Origin of the sequence: Janthinobacterium sp. CG_23.4 (assembly GCF_029892305.1) — a bacterium.
Taxonomy (GTDB): domain Bacteria; phylum Pseudomonadota; class Gammaproteobacteria; order Burkholderiales; family Burkholderiaceae_D; genus Janthinobacterium; species Janthinobacterium lividum_D.
The window spans coordinates 2,656,433-2,679,387 of record NZ_JARXUX010000001.1 but is presented as its reverse complement, the minus strand read 5'-3'; the positions used below and the strand labels follow the sequence as shown (position 1 = coordinate 2,679,387).

General features: G+C 64.2%; 13 protein-coding genes. 6 read left to right on the top strand and 7 right to left on the bottom strand.

Annotated features, from left to right (window positions below):
- Positions 1 to 59: 59 nt before the first annotated feature.
- Together H4V96_RS11960 and H4V96_RS11955 are read left to right on the top strand one after the other, a co-directional pair.
- Positions 60 to 6,260 carry a YDG domain-containing protein gene (locus tag H4V96_RS11960; RefSeq protein WP_196855106.1) on the top strand — a complete coding sequence of 2,067 codons (6,201 nt, stop codon included), beginning with the start codon at positions 60 to 62 and terminating at the stop codon, positions 6,258 to 6,260.
- Between the two features lie 7 nt (positions 6,261 to 6,267).
- Positions 6,268 to 7,962, top strand: coding sequence for a ShlB/FhaC/HecB family hemolysin secretion/activation protein (locus H4V96_RS11955; RefSeq protein WP_196855107.1), 1,695 nt, complete (start codon positions 6,268 to 6,270; stop codon positions 7,960 to 7,962).
- Between the two features lie 152 nt (positions 7,963 to 8,114).
- On the opposite strand, the gene H4V96_RS11950 is transcribed toward H4V96_RS11955, so the two are convergent.
- Together H4V96_RS11950 and H4V96_RS11945 are read right to left on the bottom strand one after the other, a co-directional pair.
- Positions 8,115 to 8,915, bottom strand: a complete 801-nt coding sequence (locus tag H4V96_RS11950; protein ID WP_196855108.1) for an alpha/beta hydrolase — start codon at positions 8,913 to 8,915, stop codon at positions 8,115 to 8,117.
- A complete protein-coding gene (locus H4V96_RS11945; RefSeq protein WP_010398671.1) occupies positions 8,912 to 9,928 on the bottom strand; it encodes a M14 family zinc carboxypeptidase in 1,017 nt (338 codons plus the stop codon). The genes H4V96_RS11950 and H4V96_RS11945 overlap by 4 nt, the downstream gene beginning before the upstream one ends.
- 244 nt (positions 9,929 to 10,172) lie before the next feature.
- Here H4V96_RS11945 and H4V96_RS11940 point away from each other — a divergent pair, with 244 nt between their 5' ends.
- The 4 genes from H4V96_RS11940 to H4V96_RS11925 all read left to right on the top strand — a co-directional run bounded on the left by H4V96_RS11940 (position 10,173) and on the right by H4V96_RS11925 (position 16,464).
- Entirely contained in the window at positions 10,173 to 11,810 is a 1,638-nt protein-coding gene (locus H4V96_RS11940) for a response regulator (protein WP_280720956.1), read from the top strand.
- Positions 11,807 to 12,835, top strand: coding sequence for an NrtA/SsuA/CpmA family ABC transporter substrate-binding protein (locus H4V96_RS11935; protein WP_196855109.1), 1,029 nt, complete (start codon positions 11,807 to 11,809; stop codon positions 12,833 to 12,835). Before H4V96_RS11940 ends, H4V96_RS11935 begins: the two co-directional genes overlap by 4 nt.
- A gap of 10 nt (positions 12,836 to 12,845) precedes the next feature.
- Positions 12,846 to 15,371, top strand: a complete 2,526-nt coding sequence (locus H4V96_RS11930; protein WP_280720955.1) for an ATP-binding protein — start codon at positions 12,846 to 12,848, stop codon at positions 15,369 to 15,371.
- Between the two features lie 106 nt (positions 15,372 to 15,477).
- Positions 15,478 to 16,464 (top strand): magnesium and cobalt transport protein CorA, encoded by a 987-nt coding sequence (locus H4V96_RS11925; RefSeq protein ID WP_010398662.1) that lies wholly within the window; start codon positions 15,478 to 15,480, stop codon positions 16,462 to 16,464.
- 9 nt (positions 16,465 to 16,473) lie between these two features.
- Here the strand turns inward: H4V96_RS11925 and H4V96_RS11920 are convergent, their stop codons facing one another.
- The 5 genes from H4V96_RS11920 to H4V96_RS11900 are packed head-to-tail and all read right to left on the bottom strand — an operon-like array spanning position 16,474 to position 22,860.
- On the bottom strand, positions 16,474 to 17,016 hold the full coding sequence (locus H4V96_RS11920; protein ID WP_010398659.1) for a cytochrome b/b6 domain-containing protein: 543 nt from the start codon (positions 17,014 to 17,016) through the stop codon (positions 16,474 to 16,476).
- Between the two features lie 49 nt (positions 17,017 to 17,065).
- Positions 17,066 to 18,304 (bottom strand): TolC family protein, encoded by a 1,239-nt coding sequence (locus tag H4V96_RS11915; RefSeq protein WP_196855111.1) that lies wholly within the window; start codon positions 18,302 to 18,304, stop codon positions 17,066 to 17,068.
- Positions 18,301 to 18,636: a DUF3240 family protein gene (locus tag H4V96_RS11910; protein WP_010398638.1), complete on the bottom strand. Its 336-nt coding sequence runs from the start codon at positions 18,634 to 18,636 to the stop codon at positions 18,301 to 18,303. Before H4V96_RS11910 ends, H4V96_RS11915 begins: the two co-directional genes overlap by 4 nt.
- Positions 18,623 to 21,727 carry a CusA/CzcA family heavy metal efflux RND transporter gene (locus H4V96_RS11905; protein WP_196855112.1) on the bottom strand — a complete coding sequence of 1,035 codons (3,105 nt, stop codon included), beginning with the start codon at positions 21,725 to 21,727 and terminating at the stop codon, positions 18,623 to 18,625. Before H4V96_RS11905 ends, H4V96_RS11910 begins: the two co-directional genes overlap by 14 nt.
- Positions 21,727 to 22,860, bottom strand: coding sequence for an efflux RND transporter periplasmic adaptor subunit (locus H4V96_RS11900; protein ID WP_196855113.1), 1,134 nt, complete (start codon positions 22,858 to 22,860; stop codon positions 21,727 to 21,729). The genes H4V96_RS11905 and H4V96_RS11900 overlap by 1 nt, the downstream gene beginning before the upstream one ends.
- Between the last annotated feature and the right edge of the window lie 95 nt (positions 22,861 to 22,955).

The window sequence follows — 22,955 nt, the reverse complement described above, 5'->3', positions numbered from 1 at the left end:
GCGCCGCCGTTGCTGATGCAGTTCGCCTATCACCAGGGAAAATCACCATGCATGCTTCCATGAACAGAATCTATCGACTCGTCTGGAGTCATGTCCACCAAACCTGGGTGGCCGTCCACGAACGCGCCAGGGGCAAGGGCAAGTCGGCCAATCGCCGCCTCATCGCCAGCGTGTTGCTGGCGGCCTCACATTCGGCCATGGCGGGGCCGACCGGCGGCCAGGTTACCGCCGGCAACGGCACCATCAACCAGAACGGCGCCACCACCACGGTGACGCAAGCGAGCCAGAACCTGTCATTGAACTGGCAGTCGTTCAATACCAGCAGCGGCGAGACGGTCAATTTTGTCCAGCCGTCGGCCAGCGCCATTGCCGTCAACCGCATCGGCGGCAATAGCGCCACCCAATTCTACGGCGCGCTCAACGCCAACGGCCAGGTTTATCTGATCAATCCGAATGGCGTGCTGTTTGGCAGCGGATCGCAAGTCAACGTCGGCGGCCTGGTGGCGTCGACGCTCGACACCGGCGACGCCGGCCTGGGCGGCGCCACGCGCCGATTCATGGGCAGCGGCACCGGCAGCATCATCAACCAGGGTACGATCAATACCGGCAACGGCGGTTATGTTGCCTTCATCGGCAACCAGGTCAGTAATTCGGGGACGATCAACGCCAGGGCGGGGACGGTGGCGCTGGGCGCGGGCAGCGACGTCACGCTGTCGTTTTCCGGCGATAGCCTGGTTCAGCTGCAAGTGAACCAGGGCACGCTGAACAACCTGGCTGAAAATGGTGGTCTGATCAATGCCGACGGCGGCGCGGTCTGGCTGTCGGCCGGCGCCAGGGATACCGTGCTGGCCAGCGTGGTCAATAACACGGGTATTATTCAGGCGCGCAGTGTGCAGAATGTCAACGGGGTGATTGTGCTGGAGGCCGGCAGCGCTGGCGCCGCTGGCAATAGCGGCACGCTCGATGCATCCGGCCTTGGACACGGCGAAACGGGCGGCGCCGTGAAAGTGCTTGGCGGCGCCGTCACACTGGCGGCAGGCAGTCTGACCGATGTTTCAGGCAGCGCCGGCGGCGGTACGGCGCTAATCGGCGGCAATTTCCTCGGCGCCGGCCCCGAGCAGAATGCGCACACCAGCACGGTTCAGGCGGGCGCGGCGATCAAGGCCGATGCCATGACCGCTGGTAACGGCGGAAGTGTTGCGGTCTGGTCGGATGGCGCCACGCAGTTCAATGGCAGCATCACGGCACGCGGGGGCAGCACTGCCGGCAACGGCGGCCAGGTGGAAACTTCGGGCAAGAACTTGGGCATCAATGCCAGCGCGGCTGTCAATACAGCGGCGCCCCATGGCGTGGCAGGCGACTGGCTGCTGGATCCCGATGATATTACGATAGGCAATGGCAGTGCCTTTAACAGCGGGTTAAATAGCGTTTTTTACCCCATCAATGTCGACACGCGGGTTTTGACGGCTGCGCTCAATAATGGCAACGTGACCATCAAGACCACCGGATCTTCGGCCAGTTGCACGGGTATGCCGACGTGTACGGGAGCGTCCGGCAATGGCGATATCATCGTGCTCGATTACATAGGCTTCGCGGTTGACTATGACAACGGCAATGCCGGCATTAATTGGACACTCGGTAACAACACGCTCACGCTGAGTGCTTACCGTAACATTGATTTCAAAATAACGCAGAATGTGAAACATTCAGCCAGCCCCACTGGCGATAAGATTGATGGTGGCGTCTACGTTCAAGGCTCCGGCAATGTCGTGCTGAGGGCAGACAATACCGCCACAGGGACAGGCACGGTCAATTTTGAAGGTACTTCCTTGACTCACCAGAATGCCCTTTCATTGGCTGATATTACAAGCACCATCTCCATCTATTACAATCCGGACAGCTATAACACTCCGACGCCCTATGGCAATTACTTGGTCGATAACGCCAGTAAACTGACGGCCTATATGGCCATCAATGTGAGCGGCTCGTCTGCCTCAAAGGTTTACGATGGTTCCACTATGACATCCGTGTCAGGGTTGAATCCCGCAGTGGCACTGCCGGGCGGACTGTCGCTCAATACCGCCAGTGCGCAGGCCACCTTTGCCGACAGGAATGTCGGCGCCAACAAAACCGTCACCATCACCGGCGTGACCGCGACCGGCACCGGTGCCGTCACCAGCACCTCCAGCGATGGCACCACCGTCATCAGCTACAACAGCAAAAACTACTTCATCAGCGGTCTCGACAGCAATACCGCCACGATCACGGCCAAAACCATCAACCTCACCGGCCTGACAGCCAACAGCAAAACCTATGATGGCACCACTACGGCCACACTGTCGGGCAGCGCCAGTGTCGCCGCCGGTATCGTCAACGGCGACAGCGTCACGCTTGGTGCCGGTAGCGCCACCTTTGCCGACGCCAATGCCGACGTTGGCAAGGCCGTCACCGTCACCGGCTATGCGCTGAGCGGCACCGATGCAGGCAACTACGTGATCTCCCAGCCGAGCGGCCTGACCGCCAACATCAACAAGGCTGATCTGACCTTGGCGGGCAGCAAAACCTACGATGGCGCCACGTCGGTGGCGGGCAGCACGCTGACGGCGACCGGCGTAGCCGGCCAGACCTTCAGCGTCACCGGGGCCGGTGACGCCTCGAACTTGAGCAGCAAGAACGTGCAAAGCGGTGCGGCGCTTGCCAGCGCCACGGGCCTGAACCTGGGCAGCAGCAGCAACGGCGGCCTGGCCAGCAACTACAATGCGATTGGCGTGGCCGGCAGCAGCTATACGGTCACTGCCAAAGGCATCACGCTGACCGGCATCAGCGCGCTCGATAAAATTTACGACGCCACTACCACGGCTGCGCTCAACACCGCCAGCGTTGGCTACTCGGGCCTGGTCGGCGGTGACTCGGTGTCGCTGGCAGGCAGCGGCACGGGCAGCTTTGCGGACAAGAACGCCGGTGTCAACAAGGCCGTGACCGTGAGCGGCTATACGCTGTCGGGCGCCGACGCCGGCAATTACGTGGTGACGCAACCATCGGGCCTGACGGCCAGCATCAGCAAGGCCAGCCTGGTGGTGTCGGGTATCGCCGCCGCCAACAAAACCTATAACGCCACCACGGGCGCGACCCTGAGCGGCGCGGCCAGCGTGAGCGCACTGGGCAGCGACATCGTGTCGGTGGTGGGCACCGGTGCCGGCAGCTTTGCCGACGCCAATGCCGGCAGCAACAAGGTGGTCAGCGTGACCGGCTATACGCTCACTGGCGCTGACGCCGGTAACTACAACGTGGTGCAGCCAAACGCGGTGAGCGCCACCATCCACAAAGCCGATGTCATCGTGTCCGGCAGCAAAACCTATGATGGCGCCACGTCGGTGGCGGGCAGCACCTTGACGGCGACCGGCGTAGCCGGGCAGCAGTTCAGCGTTACGGGCGCCGGCGACGCCTCGAATTTGAGCAGCAAGAACGTGCAAAGCGGTGCGGCGCTTGCCAGCGCCACGGGCCTGAACCTGGGCAGCAGCAGCAACGGCGGCCTGGCCAGCAACTACAATGCGATTGGCGTGGCCGGCAGCAGCTATACGGTCACTGCCAAAGGCATCACGCTGACCGGCATCAGCGCGCTCGATAAAATTTACGACGCCACTACCACGGCTGCGCTCAACACCGCCAGCGTTGGCTACTCGGGCCTGGTCGGTGGTGACTCGGTGTCGCTGGCAGGCAGCGGCACCGGCAATTTTGCGACGAAGAATGTCGGTGTCAACAAGACCGTGACGGTGAGCGGCTATACGCTGTCGGGCGCCGACGCCGGCAATTACGTGGTGACGCAACCATCCGACCTGACGGCCAGCGTCAGCAAGGCCAGCCTGGTGGTGTCGGGCATCGCCGCCGCCAACAAGACCTATGACGCCACCACCGGCGCGACCCTGAGCGGCGCGGCCAGCGTGAGCGCACTGGGCAGCGACATCGTGTCGGTGGCGGGCACCGGTGCCGGCAGCTTTGCCGACGCCAATGCCGGCAGCAACAAGGTGGTCAGCGTGACCGGCTATACGCTCACTGGCGCTGATGCCGGTAACTACAACGTGGTGCACGCGGTGAGCGCCACCATCCAAAAGGCCGATGTCATCGTGTCCGGCAGCAAAACCTACGACGGCGCCACGTCGGTGGCGGGCAGCACCTTGACGGCGACCGGCGTGGCCGGGCAGCAGTTCAGCGTTACGGGCGCCGGCGACGCCTCGAATTTGAGCAGCAAGAATGTGCAAAACGGTGCGGCGCTTGCCAGCGCCACGGGCCTGAGCCTGGGCAGCAGCAGCAACGGCGGCCTGGCCAGCAACTACAATGCGATTGGCGTGGCCGGCAGCAGCTATACGGTCACTGCCAAAGGCATCACACTGACCGGCATCAGCGCGCTCGATAAAATTTACGACGCCACTACCACGGCTGCGCTCAACACCGCCAGTGTTGGCTACTCGGGCCTGGTCGGCGGTGACTCGGTGTCGCTGGCAGGCAGCGGCACGGGCAGCTTTGCGGACAAGAACGCCGGTGTCAACAAGACCGTGATGGTGAGCGGCTATACGCTGTCGGGCGCCGACGCCGGCAATTACGTGGTCATCCAGCCGACCGACCTGACGGCCAGCATCAGCAAGGCCAGCCTGGTGGTGTCGGGCATTGCGGCAGCCAATAAAACTTATGACGCCACCACCGGCGCGACCCTGAGCGGCGCGGCCAGCGTGAGCGCACTGGGCAGCGACATCGTGTCGGTGGCGGGCACCGGCACCGGCAGCTTTGCCGACGCCAATGCCAACAGCAACAAGGCGGTCAGCGTGACGGGCTATACGCTCACTGGCGCTGACGCCGGCAATTACGACGTGGTGCAGCCGGCCGGCGTGAGCGCCACCATCAACAAGGCTGATGTCATCGTGTCCGGCAGCAAAACCTACGACGGCGCCACGTCGGTGGCGGGCAGCACCTTGACGGCGACCGGCGTGGCCGGGCAGCAGTTCAGCGTTACGGGCGCCGGCGACGCCTCGAATTTGAGCAGCAAGAATGTGCAAAGCGGTGCGGCGCTTGCCAGCGCCACGGGCCTGAGCCTGGGCAGCAGCAGCAACGGCGGCCTGGCCAGCAACTACAACGCGATTGGCCTGGCCGGCAGCAGCTATACGGTCACTGCCAAAGGCATCACGCTGACCGGCATCAGCGCGCTCGATAAAATTTATGACGCCACTACCACGGCCACGCTCAACACCACCAACTTGGCGTACTCGGGCTTGGTCGGTGGTGACTCGGTGACGCTGGCCGGCAGCGGAACGGGCAGCTTTGCGGACAAGAACGCCGGCGCCAACAAGGCGGTCAGCGTGAGCGGCTACACCCTGGCCGGGCTCGATGCCGGCAACTACGTGGTGACGCAACCGAGCGGCCTGACGGCAACCATCAACAAGGCCAGCCTGGCCGTATCGGGCATCGCCGCCATCGATAAAACCTATGACGCCACCACCGGCGCGGCCCTGAGCGGCACGGCCGTCGTGGCGGCCCTGGGCAGCGACAGCGTGTCGGTCACGGGGGCGGGCGTGGGCAGCTTTGCGGACAAGAACGCCGGCGCCAACAAGGCGGTGACCGTGAGCGGCTACACCCTGGCCGGGCTCGATGCCGGCAACTACGTGGTGACGCAACCGAGCGGCCTGACGGCGAGCATTGCCCGTGCAGCGCTGACGGTCAGTGGCATCACTGCAGCCGATAAAGCTTTCGACGGTAGCACTGCCGCCACGGTCAGCACCGCCAATGCGACGCTGGCAGGCAAGTTTGGCTCGGATGACATCACACTCGCGTCGACCGGCCAGTTTTCCGACGCCGCCGCTGGTGTTGGCAAGACGGTCAATCTGAGCAGCACTTATGGCGGTGCCGATATCGGCAATTACATCGTTACCGGACAAGCACAGGCAATCGCCAGTATCACGGGAGGGCCTGTCGTTGTGCCCGACACGCCGACGCAGCAAGTTCAAAGCGCCGTGACGCAAATGCAGTCGTCCTTGCTGCCGCCGCAAGCCTTGGCGCAATCGCAAGTATTGAACCTGTCCACGACGCTGGTGGTGCAGCAGATGACTGACTCCGGCAGCAGCAACAGCGACAGTAATGAGCGCTCGAAAGAGACGATGGGCCTGCCGTTAATCAATACTGCAACAGGATTTGGCACGCCCGCGCCGCTACTGAAAATTCAAAATGGCGGCATGCAATTGCCGCTCGTTGCTACCAGCAGCAAAGAGTGAAGAATATATGAATACCCTATCCAAACAGCCTTTCCTGATGAAACCCTTGTTCGCTGCGTTGTTGCTTGCGTCGCTGGAGGCCCAAGCCGCTGGTCAGCAAGTGCCGCCCAACGCCGGATCGATTCTGCAACAATTGCAACCACCAATTCCCAAGGCGGCGCAACCGATGGCGCCGATCCTTGAGGTGCAGCCGAAAATCGATGTCGGCATGCCGCCTTCGCAGCCGTTCCACGTGGGCAAATTGCGTATCACAGGCAACACTGCGTTTGCTACAGCAACGCTGCATGCATTGATTGCCGATCAGGAAGGTAAAGATCTGACGCTGGCGCAACTCGAAGAGCTCGCCGGGCGCATTACCGCATACTATCAAGCGCATGGATTTCCAATTACACGGGCCTTCATTCCGGTGCAGTCGATTACCGACGGCGTCGTTATTATCCAAGTCGTCGAGGCGCACTATGACAACGTCCGGCTCAAGAATCAAAGCGAGGTGAGCGATGATTTACTCCAGGCCTTTCTGAAGCCGCTCGCTACAGGAAAGTTAATTGTCGATGACGAACTCAACAATGCTTTGCTGTTGCTGTCGGACGTGCCAGGCGTGGGCGTGAATGCGGTACTCAAACCGGGAGCGACCACCGGTACGTCCGACATCGATATCGAGACGCGGTACATTCCGGCGACGCTGGCTAACTTGTCGCTGGATAACTACGGTAACCGCTATATCGGCCGCACGCGCTTGAGCGGCAATATCAATATTGTCAATCCATTCCATGCCGGTGACATACTGAGCGCCAACATGACCACCACCGGCGAAGGCATGAATTATCTCCGGGCGGCATATGACACGCTGCTCAACGGTCAGGGGACCCGGATCGGCACCGCATATTCTGCACTGCGTTACAAGCTCGGCAGCACTGCCCGCGCCCTTGATGCGAATGGCACTGCGGCAGTCGGCAGCCTGTGGGTAAGACATCCATTGATTCGTACCAGGCAATATAACCTCTATGCCCAACTGCAATATGAAGCCAAGACGCTGCATGATCGCGTCGATCTCACCGGCATCCGTACAGACCGGCAGCTCAGTAACTGGATAGCCAGTATCAACGCTGATTATCGCGACAGCCTGCTGGCAGGCGGCATGAGCACAGGATCGCTGAGTTGGACTAGCGGACGTACCAGTTTTGACGATGCCGCCGCCGCCGCATCGGATGCCGCGACCGCGCGTTCGAGCGGTACATTCTCGAAGTGGAATGTCAATCTCGCCCGCTTGCAGGGACTGACGCCGCGCGACTCGCTGTATCTCAGTTTTGCCGGGCAATGGGCAGACCGCAATCTGGATTCCGCCGAAAAGATGGCCATTGGCGGCCCTTATACTGTCCGTGCTTATGACATCGGTGCGCTTTCAGGCGACACCGGCTATGCCGCCAGTGTGGAAATACGCCATGAGTTGGGACGGCTGTTGTCAGGATCATGGCAGGCACAGGTGTTTATCGACAATGCTTATGTCAAGGTCAACCGCCAGCCTTGGGTCGTGACTGTGAACAGTGCGACCTTGTCCGGCGCCGGTGTCGGTCTGAGCTGGGTCGGCCCCGACCTGTGGCGCGCGAGTGCTTCCGTGGCAACCCGCGTGGGCGCGGTGCCTGCGCTGTTGTCCCGGCAGTCGTCGGCGCGTGCCTGGCTGCTCGTAAGCAAGGCATTCTGATCGGACAAACGGCCAGGTCAGAAAATGACTTGGCCGCCATCCTTGGCTGAGAGCCTATCGCCCAGCAGAAGGCGCGCCTGCGTGAAAAAAGCCGTGATGCATGTCTTTTGGCACGGATTTTTCTGATGCATGAGTCATACAAGGCGCAACGCTCAGTTGTTGTCAGCAGCGGGCGCGATGTCCCCTGGCTGTGGGGCCATTTTCCCCAGCCATTGCACCAGCGTGTCCGCCACCCAATCGCCATCGTCGAGCGGCAAGTCGTGGCCGGCGCCGGGGTGGAGCATGCAGGCGGCGTCCCATGCCTGCGCCAGTTGCTGCGAGCAGCGGTGGTCGACCAGGCGGTCGCGCACGCCGGCCAGGATCAGCACGGGCATGGCGGGGCGGCGGTCCGGGGCGCGGTAGCGGGCGGCCGACAGTAGCTGGCGCAGCGCGTTGCGGCGGCTGACCGGGTATTGCTGCTGAAAACTGAGCCAATCGGCCAGCAGCGCGGCATTGCCATGGGCATGCCTGCGGCTCGTCAGGCGCAATATCAGCGCTTCCTGGCTACTTTTGTCGCCCAGCAGCAGTTGGCGCAGCAGCGCGCCGTAGTTTTGCCAGCGCAGGCGACGGTAGAACAGGCTGTGCGGGCGCATGCTGGTGTTGATCAGCACGCATAACGCGACTTCCTGCGGATAGCGCTGCGCCCATTCGACCGCCACCATGCCGCCCAGCGACAGGGCCAGCAGGCGGTAGGGCGGCGCGATGCCCCGTTCGGACAAATCCTGGCGGCAAAATTCCACCATCTCGGCCACCCGCGTGGCGCTGTCCATGGCGTGCCGCTCGCCATTGCCGGGCAAGTCGGGCGTGACGATGGCCGCGCCGGGCAGCGATTGCGCCAGCCGGGCAGGAAAACCGCCCCAGTGGCGCTGTTCGCGCATCAGGCCGCGCAATAAAATCCAGGCGGGCGGCGTCATGATTCGTACCATTGCGCCAGCGCACGCCGGCGCTGCGCCTTGCGCAACAAGCCTTCCGGTATCCATCGGCCATGGCTGCTGGCGGCGCGCATGAGGAAATCGAACCACACCAGGTGCCGCCGCAGCACGCGCTGCAAGCGGTGCGCGGCCGTGGGGTTGAAGATGCTGACCCGGTTGAACAATTGGCGCGGATTTTTCTTGACCCACAGCCACGAGCCCATTTCCAGCGTCAGCGGCAGGAACACGCGCCCGCTGTAGCTGGTGCCGTTCAGGTACAGATAGTCCCACAGGTCGCCATGCGTGCGGTATTGCCGGCTTTGCGGCTCGAACACATAGTTGTGGTTGGGGTAGCTCTGGCTGAACAGTTCTTCCAGCGCGCCGATCTCGGCCAAGTGTTCGATCGGCACCTTGGTATGCGCGTGGGGAAACCAGATGCGGTCGCGCAAGCCGAAACCGGAATGGCAATCGAGGGCGATGCTGAACTGGCGCGACAGCAGTTCGCGTTCGACGAGGTCACACAGGGCCTGGCTTTCCAGCTCCATCGGCCCGCTAGCTGCGCCCCGATACCAGGGCAGGCGGGCGCTGTAGCGCTGGCCACCGAGCATGAACGGCACTGTTTCGCGCGCGCTCAGCGGCGCGTTGCGCATCAGGTCCACGCCGCGTGGATTGCAGCGCGTGGCTTGCCACATGCCGCCCGGATTGACGAGCGGCATGAATACCAGGCGCATGGTATCTAGCTGCTGGTGCAGGGTGGCATCCCAGCGCAGGCGTGCGATCAGGCTTTCCAGGAAGGACAGGAGCACTTGCGTGCCGATGCGTTCGAGGCCGTGGATACCACCAAAAAAGCCCAGCACGGGCACGTCGGGACTGGGATTGCCCATGGCAATCGAATACACGGGAAACGCGCGCCCATCCATGGCGATGCTGCAGGGCGCGGCAACTTCCAGATGGCTGCCGCCCTCGTCGATGAGGCGTTTCAGCATGACCAGCTCGGGCAGATTCTTTTCGATCATCAGGCGTCTGAAAGGGAAAGTGATAGCCAGTGTAGCCGAAATAGTTGGCGCGCCAGACATCGCGCATGGCGAAATTTTTGCTGGCCCTGTACAGCTCGATCAGCTGCTGCAGCGCCTGGCAGTGAAGGCCGCGCATCCTTGCACGTGACAAAGCGTGTATTTTTAGTAATTTTCAAGTGCTATGCTCGAAACGTAGGTGCGCAGCAAGTGCCCGGTTTGCAAGGCCATGCCGCCAGGAGAATGCATGAATAGCTCATCAATGCTGCCGCGGATACTCATCGTCGATGACGAGCTGATGCACGTGCGCGCGTTGTGCGATACCTTGCGCGGCCAGGCGTATGACACGACGGGGCTCGATTCAGGCGAGGCGGTGCTATCGTTGCTGGTCATCGAATCGTTCGACCTGCTGCTGGTCGACCTGATGATGCCGGGCATGAACGGCATCGCCGTCGTGGAGGCGGCGCGGCAGATCGATCCTGACTTGGCCTGCATCATCATGACGGGCGAAGGCACGATCGCCTCGGCCGTGCAGGCCATGAAGGCGGGGGCGCTCGATTATGTCGTCAAGCCGTTCAAGGTGTCGGGCATTCTGCTGATACTGGCGCGGGCGCTGGAGACGCGCCAACTGCGCATCGCCAATGCGCGCCTGGAATTGCTGCTGCGCCAGCACACGGCCGAACTTGACGCCATGAACAAGGATTTGCAGCTGGCCCGCGAAGTGGCCGAGCGGGCGAACCAGGAGAAGACCAATTTTCTGTCCAGCATGAGCCACGAGCTGCGCACGCCGCTCAACGCCGTCCTGGGCTTTTCGCAGATGCTGATGTCCGATTCCATCCCTTCGACGGCGCAGGAAAAGAAAACCTTCGCCTCGCACATCTTTGGCGCGGGCCGGCATCTGTTGACCCTGATTAACGATATCCTCGATATCGCCAGGATCGAATCGGGTAATCTGTCGCTGTCGATGGAAGCGGTGGGCCTGACCGACATTTACCACGAATGCTGGAAAATGATGGAACCGCTGGCGCACAAGCGCGGCATTACGCTGACGTTCGTGGAAGCGGGTGGCCTGCATGTACTGGCCGACCGCACGCGCCTCAAGCAGGTGCTGCTCAATTTGCTGTCGAATGCGGTCAAGTACAACTGCGAACAGGGCCAGATCCACGTCGATTGCCAGCCCGTCGATGCGCACCAGCTGCGCCTGTCCGTGCGCGACACCGGTGGTGGCTTGAGTGCCGCGCAGCTCGAGGCGCTGTTCCAGCCCTATAACCGCCTCGGGCGCGATGTGCGCGACGAAGAGGGCACGGGGCTGGGGCTGGTGGTCAGCAAGCGCCTGGCCGAAGCCATGCAGGCCAGCATAGGCGTGGCCAGTACGCCCGGACGTGGCAGCACCTTCTGGATCGATATCGCCAGTTGCCCGGCGCGCCAGCCGCTGCAGGAAAGTGCTCGCCTGCCCGTATTTCACCGCGTCGAGGAACCGATGTGCCTGCCGGAGCGCAAGACACTGCTGTACGTGGAAGACAATCCCCTGAATGTGACGCTGGTGGCGGGCCTGATCCATTTTCGTCCTGACCTCGACCTGCTGTCGGCCAGTGACGGCCAGACGGGCCTGGACATGGCGCGCCATCACCTGCCGCAGCTGATACTGATGGATAGTGACCTGCCCGACATCAGCGGCACGCAAGTCATGCAGCTGCTGCGCGCCGATCCGCGTACCGCGCATATTCCCGTCATCGCCCTGACAGCCATGACCAGGCCGGGCGATATCCACCAGGGACTGGCAGCCGGTTTCTACCGCTATCTCACCAAACCGATCGACGTGCTGGCGTTTTTCGAGGCCATCAACAGCGCGCTGGAGTCGGCCACGGCGCAGCGCAGCGCATGAACCGCATGGCACCGGCGCGGCCGATGATCTGGCTGGCGGCCATCGCGCTGTTGCTGGCGCTGGCCGTCGCAGCCATCTGGCGGCTCAAGACCCATGCCGTCGCGCCGCCCGGCCCGGTGGAAGTGCTGCGCCTGGCCGTGAATGTCGAGTACGTGGGCAGCTGCCCCGTGCTGGCCGCACGCGCACACGGCTATTTTGCGCGCGAGGGCATCGACGCGCTGCTGCAACCGTATTCGTCGGGCAAGGCGTCGCTGCAAGCCGTGTTACAGGGCCGCGCCGAATTGAGTACCGTTTCCGACATTCCCGTGGTGCTGGCCAGCCTGAATCAGCAGTCTGTCGTCATCATCGCCAGCATCTTCGAGGCCGAGCGCGATCACGGCATCGTGGGGCGGCTGGACCGCGGCGTGTCGACGCCGGCCAGCCTGAAAGGCAAGCGCATCGGCGTCACCCTTGGCACCTCCGGTCACTTCACGCTGGACGCTTTTTTGAACCGCCAGAAACTGCTGCCCGGCGAAGTTACCTTGCGCAACTATGCGCCGGAGCAGCTGGCTGGCGCGCTGGCCCGGGGCGAGATCGACGCAGCGGCCGGCTGGGAGCCCTTCCTGGCAGGCATGACCCATGCCATCGCGGGCAACGCGGCCATCTTTTATGGCGAAGATGTGTATGCGGGCCTGTTCAACGTCGCTGGTGGCGGCGATTATGTGCGCAATCATCCGGCGACGATGCGCAAGGTGCTGCGCGCGCTGCTTGCCGGTGCGCGCTTTTGCCGCGATGAGCCTGAGGCCGCGCGCGCCCTGTTTCCCAACGCATCGGCCAGCGAGGCGGCGCGCCTGCAGGCGGCCTGGCACGACTACCAGTTTGCCATTGTGCTCGACCAACGCTTGCTGCTGGCGCTGGAAGACGAGGCGCGCTGGGCCATCAAGAACCGGCTGGCCGAACGCAGCGACATGCCAAATTTCCTCGATGCCGTCTACCTGGACGCCCTGGAAGACGTGGCGCCGTCGGCCATGACGGTCATTCATTGAGAAAGCCACCGTGAAAATCGTCACCCGCTTCAAGATGGCCCAATTGTTTTGCGTGGTGCTGGTAGCCATCGTCGTCGCCACGCTGTTCTCCACCACCATGGCGATGCAGCGCGAACTGGCGAAGAACAAGGCCGCAGGCGATATCGTGCAAGCGGTGACGTCGCTGCGTTACCTGTCGATAGAATATGCGCAGCACCATGGCGCGCGCACGCGCTCCCAGTGGCAGTTGCGCAGCGAATCGCTGTCTATGGGCCTGCTGGCCACGCCCGCTTTCAATACCGGCGAGGAGCGTGCGCTGCTGGGCGAATTGCAGCTCGATCTGACGGGCGTTGGCGCTCTGTTCGAACTGTTTGTAGCGAATCACCGCGAGCTGGGGCAGGACCTGCAGCGGCGCGAGGTGCTGGGCGAACTGGAGTCGCGCCTGTCCGGCCAGATCATGGGCAAGGTACAGCGCATGATCGCCGATGCGACGCGACTGTCCGAACTGAGCCGCCAAGGCGTGCTCGATGCGCAGCAGCGGGCCAACTTCGCCGTGATGCTCTGTGGCGGCATGATCATCGCCTTGGTGGCCGGCTTGATCTATTTCACCATGAGCAGCGTCACGGGACCGCTGGAAAGGCTGCGCCAGGGCACGCTGATCGTCGGCGCCGGCAAGCTCGATTTTGTGCTCGGCCTCGACACCAGCAATGAAATCGGCGACCTCGCGCGCGCTTTCGACGGCATGACGGAAAAGCTGCGCCGCACCACCGTCTCGCGCGATGAGCTGAGGCACACGAATATCGCCCTGGAAACGCAGATCGCCGAGCGCCAGTTGGCCCAGCGCAAGGTGCATGAACAGCTCGAACGCCTGAACCTGTTGCAGCACATTACGCGTTCGATCGGCGAGCGGCAGGACTTGCACAGCATCTTCCAGGTGGTGGTGCGCAGCCTGGAAGAGCAGCTGCCCGTCGATTTCTGCTGTATGTGCCTGTACCAGCCTTCGCAGCACGCGCTGCAGGTGACGTGCGTGGGCGTGCGCAGCGAGGCGCTGGCGCACGCCTTCATGATGGGCGAACAGGCGCACATCCCCATCGACGAAAATGGCTTGTCGAGCTGCGTGCGCGGTAAGCTCGTGTATGAAGCCGATATCGCCGAGGTAGCGTTTCCGTTTCCGCAGCGGCTGGCGCAAGGGGGCTTGCGTGCCCTCGTCATGGCGCCGCTGCTGGCTGAAAATACGGTTTTCGGCATCCTCATCGTGGCGCGCCATGCCGCCCACAGTTTCACCAGCGGCGAATGCGAATTCCTCAGCCAGCTGAGCGAGCACGTGGCACTGGCTGCCAACCAGACGCAGCTCTATTGCGCGCTGCAGCGCGCCTATGACGATTTGCGCCAGACGCATCAGTCGGTGATGCAGCAGGAACGCCTGCGCGCGCTGGGGCAGATGGCCAGCGGCATCGCGCACGACATCAATAACGCCATTTCCCCCGTTGCCCTGTACACCGAGTCCTTGCTGGAGACGGAAACCAATCTCAGTGCGCAGGGCCGGCATTACCTGGAAGTCATCGAGCGCGCCATCGACGACGTGGCCACCACTGTTGCGCGCATGCGCGAATTCTACCGCCAGCGCGAACCGCAACTGGCGCCGTCGCCCATCAATGCCAACCTGGTGGTGCAGCAGGTGCTGGACCTGACGCGCGCCCGCTGGAGCGACATGCCGCTGCAGCGCGGCATCGTCATCACCCTGCACATGGCGTTGGCGGACGAGCTGCCCATGCTGCCCGGCAGCGTGGGCGAAATCCGCGAAGCGCTGACCAACCTGGTCTTCAATGCCGTTGACGCCATGCCGGACGGCGGCAACCTGACTGTGCGCACCAGCTGCATCGGTGTGCCCGGTCAGGCAGCGCGCCAGGTGCAGATCGAGGTGAGCGATACGGGCATCGGCATGGATGACAATACGCGCCGGCGCTGCCTGGAACCGTTTTTCACTACCAAGGGCGAGCGCGGCACGGGCCTGGGCCTGGCCATGGTGTATGGCATGATGGAACGCCATGGCGCCAGCATCGACATCCTCACGGCACCGGGGCTGGGCACGACGGTGCGCCTGGTTTTTCCCGCCTGCGCCGCTGGCGTGGTGGAAGAAGTGGTCGAGACGGCCCATGCCGTGCCGCCGCGCCTGCGTATCCTCGTGGTGGATGACGACCCGATGGTGCTCAAGTGCTTGCGCGACATCTTGGGAATCGATGGCCACGAAGTGGTCTGCGCCGATGGCGGCCAGGCCGGCATCGATTGCTTCCAGGCTGCGCATGATGCGCGCGATGTGCACGCGCACTTTGCAGTGGTCGTCACGGATCTGGGCATGCCCCATGTGGACGGGCGCAAGGTGGCCAGCGCGGTGCGCCAGTGTTCGCCAAGCACGCCCATCATCATGCTGACGGGATGGGGGCAGCGCCTGACGGCCGACAGCGACTATCCCGAACACGTCAGTTGCGTGCTGGGCAAGCCACCCCGCCTGAAAGAATTACGGCGCGCCTTGAACGCGGTCATGTCGACGGGCTAGGGCCATGCCGCGACTTCTGATGTTCGTCCCGGCCCGGCGCGCGGTGGGCATCGTGCTTTCCGCTATACTGGCCTCCCCAAATCGTCAACATTGTTCGAACATCACCATGGACTTGAGCACCCACGCCGCCGTCGTCAATTGCGAAGCCTATCGCGATGGCAAGAAAATCGCCCATTTCGATATCGACAAGGTGGGCGACTTCCTCGGCGAGCCCGATTGTTTCGTGTGGATAGGCCTGGCCAGCCCCGACGATATCGCCATGCACGCGCTGGAGTCCGCCTTTGGGCTGCATGAGCTGGCCGTCGAGGATGCGCAGGGCGCGCATGAGCGGCCCAAGCTGGAAGAGTACGGCGATACCCTATTCATGGTGATGCATACGGCCACCCTGGACGGCGACGCCATCGTGTACGGCGAAACCCACGTCTTTCTCGGCCCCCGCTTCATCATCACCGTGCGCCATGGCACCTCGGCCGGCTATGCGAAGTTGCGTGAGCGCAAAGAAAGCCTACCCGAAAAACTGGCCAGCGGTCCCGGCTATGTGCTCTATTCCATCATCGACTTCATCGTCGATCAGTATCAACCCTGCATCGACCATTTGCAGGCCAGATTCCAGCACTATGAAACACAATTGTTCCAGCCCAGTTTGAGCGAAGACAAATTGCAGGATTTCTACCAGCTCAAGACAGAGCTGCTCAAGCTCGATGCGGCGGTCAACCCGCTGCATGACATTTGCACCCAGCTGATCCGTTTCCATGGCGATATCGTGCCCAAGGAAAACCGCATCTACTACCGCGACATTCTCGACCACGTCAAACGCGTCACGCACACGGCGGGGCAGATGCGCGAGCTGGTCAATTCGGCCATGCAGGTGGCGCTGGGGCAAATCTCGATCCGCCAAAACGAGGTAGTCAAGCGCCTGGCCGCCTGGGCCGCCATCCTGGCCGTACCCACCATGGTCTTCAGCCTGTATGGCATGAACTTCGAATTCATGCCCGAACTGAAGTGGCGCGGCAGCTATCCGGCCGTGATCGTTGTCATTATTGTCGGCTGCTACTGGCTACACCGGCGCCTGAAGCGCGAGCGCTGGCTGTAGCTTGCCGCGCTACAGCATGCGCTGGAACACACCGTCCTTGTCGCGCAGCAGATGCTTGAGGCCCGCCAGCACATGCAGTCCGATCAGGCCGGCCAGGGTCCAGGCGCCCAGTTCATGCAGTTCGAAGCATTGTTCGGCCAGCGCGTGGTTGGGCGCAAACCAGCGTGGCAGTGCCAGGCCGAAGAAGGCCACGCCGCTCTGGCTCAGCAGCGCCCCCGCCAGGCCGGTCGCCGGCACCAGCAGCATGCCCGCATACAGCAGGCCGTGACCCAGGCGCGACAGGCGCGCTTGCCACGCGACCACGCATGGAGGCAGGCTTGCCGGCCTGTGGCCCAGGCGCCAGGCGGCGCGCGCTGCGAGCAGCAGCAACAGTAGCAGTCCCAGCGATTTATGTAGATTGAAATACACCTCGCTGCCCGGCTCGTCTTCTATTTCCATCATATACCAGCCCAGGGCCAGCATGGCGGGGATCAGCACGGCCATCAGCCAGTGCAGAATGCGGGCTGGAGCTGCATAGCGCCAGCCTGGTGTGCTTAAGTTATCGATGTGCATGGTATTTCTTTCTCAGTAAGTCGCGTGGATGAATCGTGTTGGCGTCGCATCAGTCTATGGACCAGATGGCGTGCGCGTCGAGCTGCAGGCGCGCTTGGGCCGCCAGCGCCTCGATCTGTGCCGTTTGCGCCGCCAGTGCCGCGTCGAGCGCCAGGCGGCGACCGGCCAGCGCGGCGCTCAGCGTACCTTCGCCCGCCTGGTAGGCGCGCTGCATCAGCTCGGCCTGGCCGATGGTTTGTTGTTGCACCTGCTGCAATGTAGCCCATATCGCGTGGCTATGCACGCTATCGCTGGCGGCACGCCGGGCCGCCAGGGTGACGCGCAGTTGCGTCTGGGCCAGCCGTTCGCGCGCCATCGAGGCCTTGATGGCGGCGCCCGACTTGTCGGCCGCGCGTCCGGCGCCGGGCAGGGGAAACGACAGGCTGACGCCGAAGACCCGCTCCTGGCCATCGCGCTCGCGCGCTGCGCGCAGCGCCAGCGTGGGATCGGGCATGGCGTCGCTGGCCAGGCGGCTGGCGCGCATGGCGTACAGATCGGCTTCTGCCTGGGCCAATTGCAACTCGTGGTTGTCGTGCGCGATGCGCTCGACCCAGGCCGGCACGCTGTCGCTGCCGGTGCTGGCCTGCGGCAGCGGCAGCGGCAGGGCAGCGTCTTGTGGGAGGGGCAAACCGGGGTAGCTGACGGCCAGCAGCGTGAGCGGTTGCTCGCTGCGCTGGCGCGCCTGCTGCAGCAGGGCCAGCACGCGCTGCTGTTCCGTATCGGCTTGCAGCAGTTCGAGGGCGGCGCCATCGCCGGCCCGCAGGCGTCGCGCGGCCGCCGCTTGCAACTGCTGCGTCACGGCCAGTTGCTCTTCCAGGCGCGCCACGCCGGCCAGTTCGCCCAGCGCGTCGAACCAATCGCGCAGCAGGGCACGTCCCGCCTCATGCCAGGCGTCCGCATACAGCGCGCGCGCCACGGCCAGGCCCTGTTCGCCCAGCGCCTGGTCCTGGCCCGCCTTGCCGAACCAGCGCAGCGGCCTTTCCAGCGCCATTTCCTGTTCCAGATAGCGTTCGCCGCCGGGCGCGCGACGGCCGCTGGCGCCCGCGCGCAGCGTCCATTCATAGGGACCGGCGATCAGCTTGTCGCGTTCGGCACCGGCCAGTTGCGTATTGAGCGCTCCTTGCCGCAGTGACGGCAAGCTGGCCAGCACGCGCCGCACCTGCGCTTCGGGCGGCAGCGCGTAGAGTGTGTCGGGCGCTGCCTGCGCACCGGCCGCCACGAGCAGCAGCGCCATGGCGCGCGCCCTCATGCCAGTCTCCCGTGGCACAGTAAGGGGCTGATCCAGTAGGCGATGTCGGGTTGGGGCAACGCCACCGCCAGCGCTTGCACGAGCAGGCGCAGGTCGGCATCGACGCCAGCGATCATGACGAGCTTGCGCCGTCCGCGTCCCCGCACTTGTTCCATGCTGGAGGGGAAGGGCGCGCCTTGGCCCATGCCTTGTGCCTCGAGCACGGAAAAGCCGGTCGCCCAGGCCGGGTGCAGCAACAGGAAATCGAGCACGTCTTCTTCGAGCGCCGTGGGGATGGCCAGCGTCAGCATGGCATCGCAGGGTGCGTAGGGTGCGTGGTTAGGGTGCGGCATGGATGGCTCCAGTCAGGGGGGCAATAAGGATCGTTGGCTGTGCCACGCCGTAGTGGCGGAACAGCAAGGGCAGCAGTACCAGGGTCAGCACGGTGGCGCTGAGCAGGCCGCCGATGACGACGATGGCCAATGGCTTTTGTATTTCCGAGCCGGGACCCGTGGCCAGCAGCAGCGGCACCAGGCCCAGGCCGGTGATGCAGGCCGTCATCATGACGGGGCGAAAACGCCGCACGGCGCCTTGCAGCACCAGCTGGGCCAGAGGCACGCCGCGTGCGTGCAGGTCGTTGAAGCAGGTGATCATGACCAGGCCATTGAGTACGGCGATGCCCATCAGCGCGATGAAACCCACCGAGGCGGGCACGGACAGGTATTGGCCCGTCAGGCCCAGTGCATACACGCCGCCGGTCAGCGCGAAGGGGATATTGACCAGTACCAGCAGGGTTTGCCGGATACTGCGCAAGGTGCAAAACAGCAGCAGGAAGATCAGCGCCAGCGCGACCGGTACGACCAGTGCAAGGCGCGCGGCGGCGCGCTGCTGGTTCTCGAACTGGCCACCCCATGCGATGCGGTAGCCGGGCGGCAGCGGCACTTGCCGCGCCACCAGCGCCTTCGCTTCATCGACGAAGCCGACCAGGTCGCGCCCGCGCACATTGGCGCGCACCACCACCAGGCGCGAGGCGTTTTCGCGCTCCACCTTGACCGGGCCGTCGACCGTGCGCAGGCTGGCCACCTGGCTCAGGGCGATGGCGGGGCCATTCGCCATCGGCAGGCGCAACTGGCGCAACAGCTCGGCCGACAGCTGCAGCTGTTCGCCGCCGCGCAGCAGCAGCGGCAGGCGCTTGCCGCCCTCGATCACAATACCGGCCTGACGGCCCTCGATCAGGGTGCGCAGGTCGCCCTGAATCTGTTCCACGGACAAGCCCAGGCGGGCGGCAGCCACGCGGTCGATGTCGACCTGCAGATACAGCACGCCCGAGTTTTGCGTCGTCAGTACATCCTCGCTGCCGGCCAGCGTTTGCAACTGGGTCACGATGCGCGCGGCCAGCGCACCCAGTGTCTTGTTGTCGGGACCGTAGACCTTGACGGCCACGTCGCCGCGTACGCCGGACAGCATTTCGGCAGTGCGCATCTCGATGGGCTGGGTAAAGCTGATATTGACGCCCGGAAAGCTTGCCGTGGCCGCGCGCAGGGCACTGATCAGTGCTTCCTTGTCCGTACTCTGCCATTGCTGGCGCGCCTTGAGCACCAGGAAAGAATCGGTTTCGTTCAAACCCATGGGATCGAGCCCCAGTTCGTCCGATCCCAGGCGCGCCACGATGCGGCGCACGTCGGGCACTTGTTCCAGGATGCGCCGCTGTATGGCCAGGTCCAGGCGCGCCGACTCTTGCAGGTTGACCGATGGCAGTTTTTCGATCTGCATGATGATGTCGCCTTCGTCCAGCGTGGGCATGAACGATTTGCCCACCTGCAGGAAGACGCCGGCGGCCAGCAGCAGGGCCGCCACTGCCACGGTGCCGACCAGGCGTTCGCGGCCCAGCGCGCGTTCGAGCAGGGCCAGGTAGGCCGCTTCCATTTTTTGCACCAGGCGCGGTGTGCCTGTGTGCCTGTCCGGCAGCAGCAGCGAGGCGAGCACGGGAATGACGGTCAGCGACAACAGCAGCGAGGCGGCCAGCGCGAACAGGATAGTGAGCGCTACGGGCGCGAACAGCTTGCCTTCCAAGCCTTGCAGGGTCAGCAGGGGCAGGAAGACGATCATGATCACCAGCATGCCGGCGCTGACGGGCAGCGCCACTTCGCGCACGGCCCGGTAGATGCGGTGCAGGCGCGGCACGTCCGCTTGTGCGTGGGCGCCATGGGCTTCGATGTTTTCCACTACCACCACGGCGGCATCGACCAGCATGCCGATGGCGATGGCCAGGCCGCCCAGCGACATCAGGTTGGCGCTCAGGCCATACGCCTGCATGAGCAGAAAGGTGCCCAGCGCCGCCAGCGGCAGGATGCAGGCCACCACCAGTGCCGAGCGCAGATTGCCAAGGAAGACATACAGCAGCACGATCACCAGCACGGTCGCCTCGGCCAGCGCGCCCGTGACGCTGGCCACTGCCCGCTCCACCAGCTTGCCGCGGTCGTAGAAGGTGCTGATGCGGGTCCCCTTGGGCAGGGTTGGGCCGAGTGCGTCGAGCCGCGCCCGCACTTGGCGTACCACTTGCTGCGCGTTCGCGCCGCGCATGGACAGCACCAGCGCCTGCACGGCTTCGCCGCGCCCATCCTGGGTCACAGCGCCGTAGCGCGTCAACTCGCCGATGCGCACGGTCGCCACCTGGCCCACGGTGACGGCCATGCCGCCGCGCCTATCGATACCGATGGCGCGTACGTCGGCTAGCGTGCGGATGCTCGCGTCGCTGCGGATCAGCAGCGCCTCTTCACCGCTGCCCAGGCGACCCGCGCCGTCGCTGCGGTTGTTCGCTTCGAGCGCTTGCTGCAGCTGGGCCAGCGACAGGCCGCGCGCGGCCAGGGCGGCCAAGTCGGGCACCACCTCGAAGCTGCGCACCATGCCGCCCAAGGAATTGACGTCGGCCACGCCGGCGATATTGCGCAGCTGGGGACGGATGGTCCATTCCAGCAGCGTGCGTTTTTCCATCAGGCTCAGTGGTCCTTCGATGGTAAACATGAAGATTTCACCAAGCGGCGTGGTGATGGGCGCCAGACCGCCGCTGACGGACGCTGGCAAGTCTTTCAGCACACCGGCCAGCCGTTCACTGACCTGCTGGCGCGCCCAAAACACATCGGTACCTTCCTGGAAGTCCAGCGTGATGTCGGCGATCGCATATTTTGACTGCGAACGCAGCACGGCCTGGCGTGGTATGCCAAGCAGTTCCTGCTCGACGGGGGCGACGATGCGCGCCTCGACCTCTTCGGGCGTCATGCCGGGCGCCTTTAGGATCAGTTTGACCTGGGTGCCGGAGACATCGGGAAAGGCGTCAATCGGCAGCGTGAGGAACGCTTGCACGCCGGCCGCCGTCATCAGGGCGGCCAGCACCAATACCAGCAGGCGCTGCGACAGTGACAAGGCGATCAGACGGGCCAGCATCACTTGCCTCCTTGGCTGGCGGAAAGCGAGGCAGGCCCGAGGCCGCTCCAGCTGCCCTTCAGTGCCGCCAAGCCGCGCACGGCCACCGCGTCGCCGACCGCCAGAGCGCCGCGCACCCACACCATGCCGCCGCCAGCCGGCGTCGCTTGCACGGGTACGGCCGCATACCCGTGGGCATTGGCGACAAACACATAGTCTTGCCGCGCCTCGCCCATGCGCTGCACCAGCGCCGCTGCCGGCACGGCCACGCTGTCCGACGGCGGCGCCGCGCGCAGCAGTCGCGCTTCGACAAAGGCGTTCACCTTCAGGCACGGGTCCTGGCCCACTTGCTGCGCGCGTAGTTGTGCGCTTTGCGTGGCGCTGTCGACGACGGGAGAGATGGCCGTCACGCGCAGCTTGGCGCAGCCCTCCACCTGCAGCAGGTCGCCCACGCGCAGCAGCGGCAGTTGGGTACGCGAGGCTTGCAATTGCACCCACAGGGGGCCGCTGGCGGCGGTGCGCGCCAGCAGCGCACCGGCTTCGACGCGCTGCCCTGGCTGGACCGGCAATTCGAGTACCGTGCCGGCCTGGCTGGCGCGCACCGTCAGCAAGGGCGACGGCGCATGGCTGTCGCGCAGGCGTCGCAACGCTGTCCCATCGAGGCCGGCGCTGCGCAGCGCCTGTTCGCGCTCGCGCGCCGCCAGTGCTGCCAACTGGGCCGCATCGCGGCTTTCTTCCAGGCGCGCACGCGCGATGATGCCGTCGCTGTACAGTCCCTCGTCGCGCGCCTGCCTGGCGGCGGCCAGCTTGGCCGCGCTGGACTTTTCCAGATAGTCGCGCTGCCATTCCAGCCAGGGCTGGCTGAATAGCGTCAGCAGTGGCGTACCGCTCCGTACCTGCTGCAAGGTGGCCACATGCACGTCCTGCACCACGCCGCCCGGCATGGCGCTGACCAGGGCACTCGCGCCGGGCGGCGTCACTACGGTGCCCGACAGGTATTGATCGTTGCCGGCCGGCGGCGCGTCGGCGGCCAGTGCACTCAGGGCAGACGCGGTGGCGATGCCGGCGCGGCTGATTTGCTGTGCGCTCAGGTGCAGCTGCTGCGGCGCCGGCGCGGCGGCCGACAGCAGCGGCCAGCAAAGCACGGCCAGCATGGTTCGGTGGGGCCGGCAGCAGTTAAGATGGGGGCTAGCATGCATGGGATGGCGTTCCGGGAAGTGAAGAGTGGCCTGATGGTGGGCGGCAGATA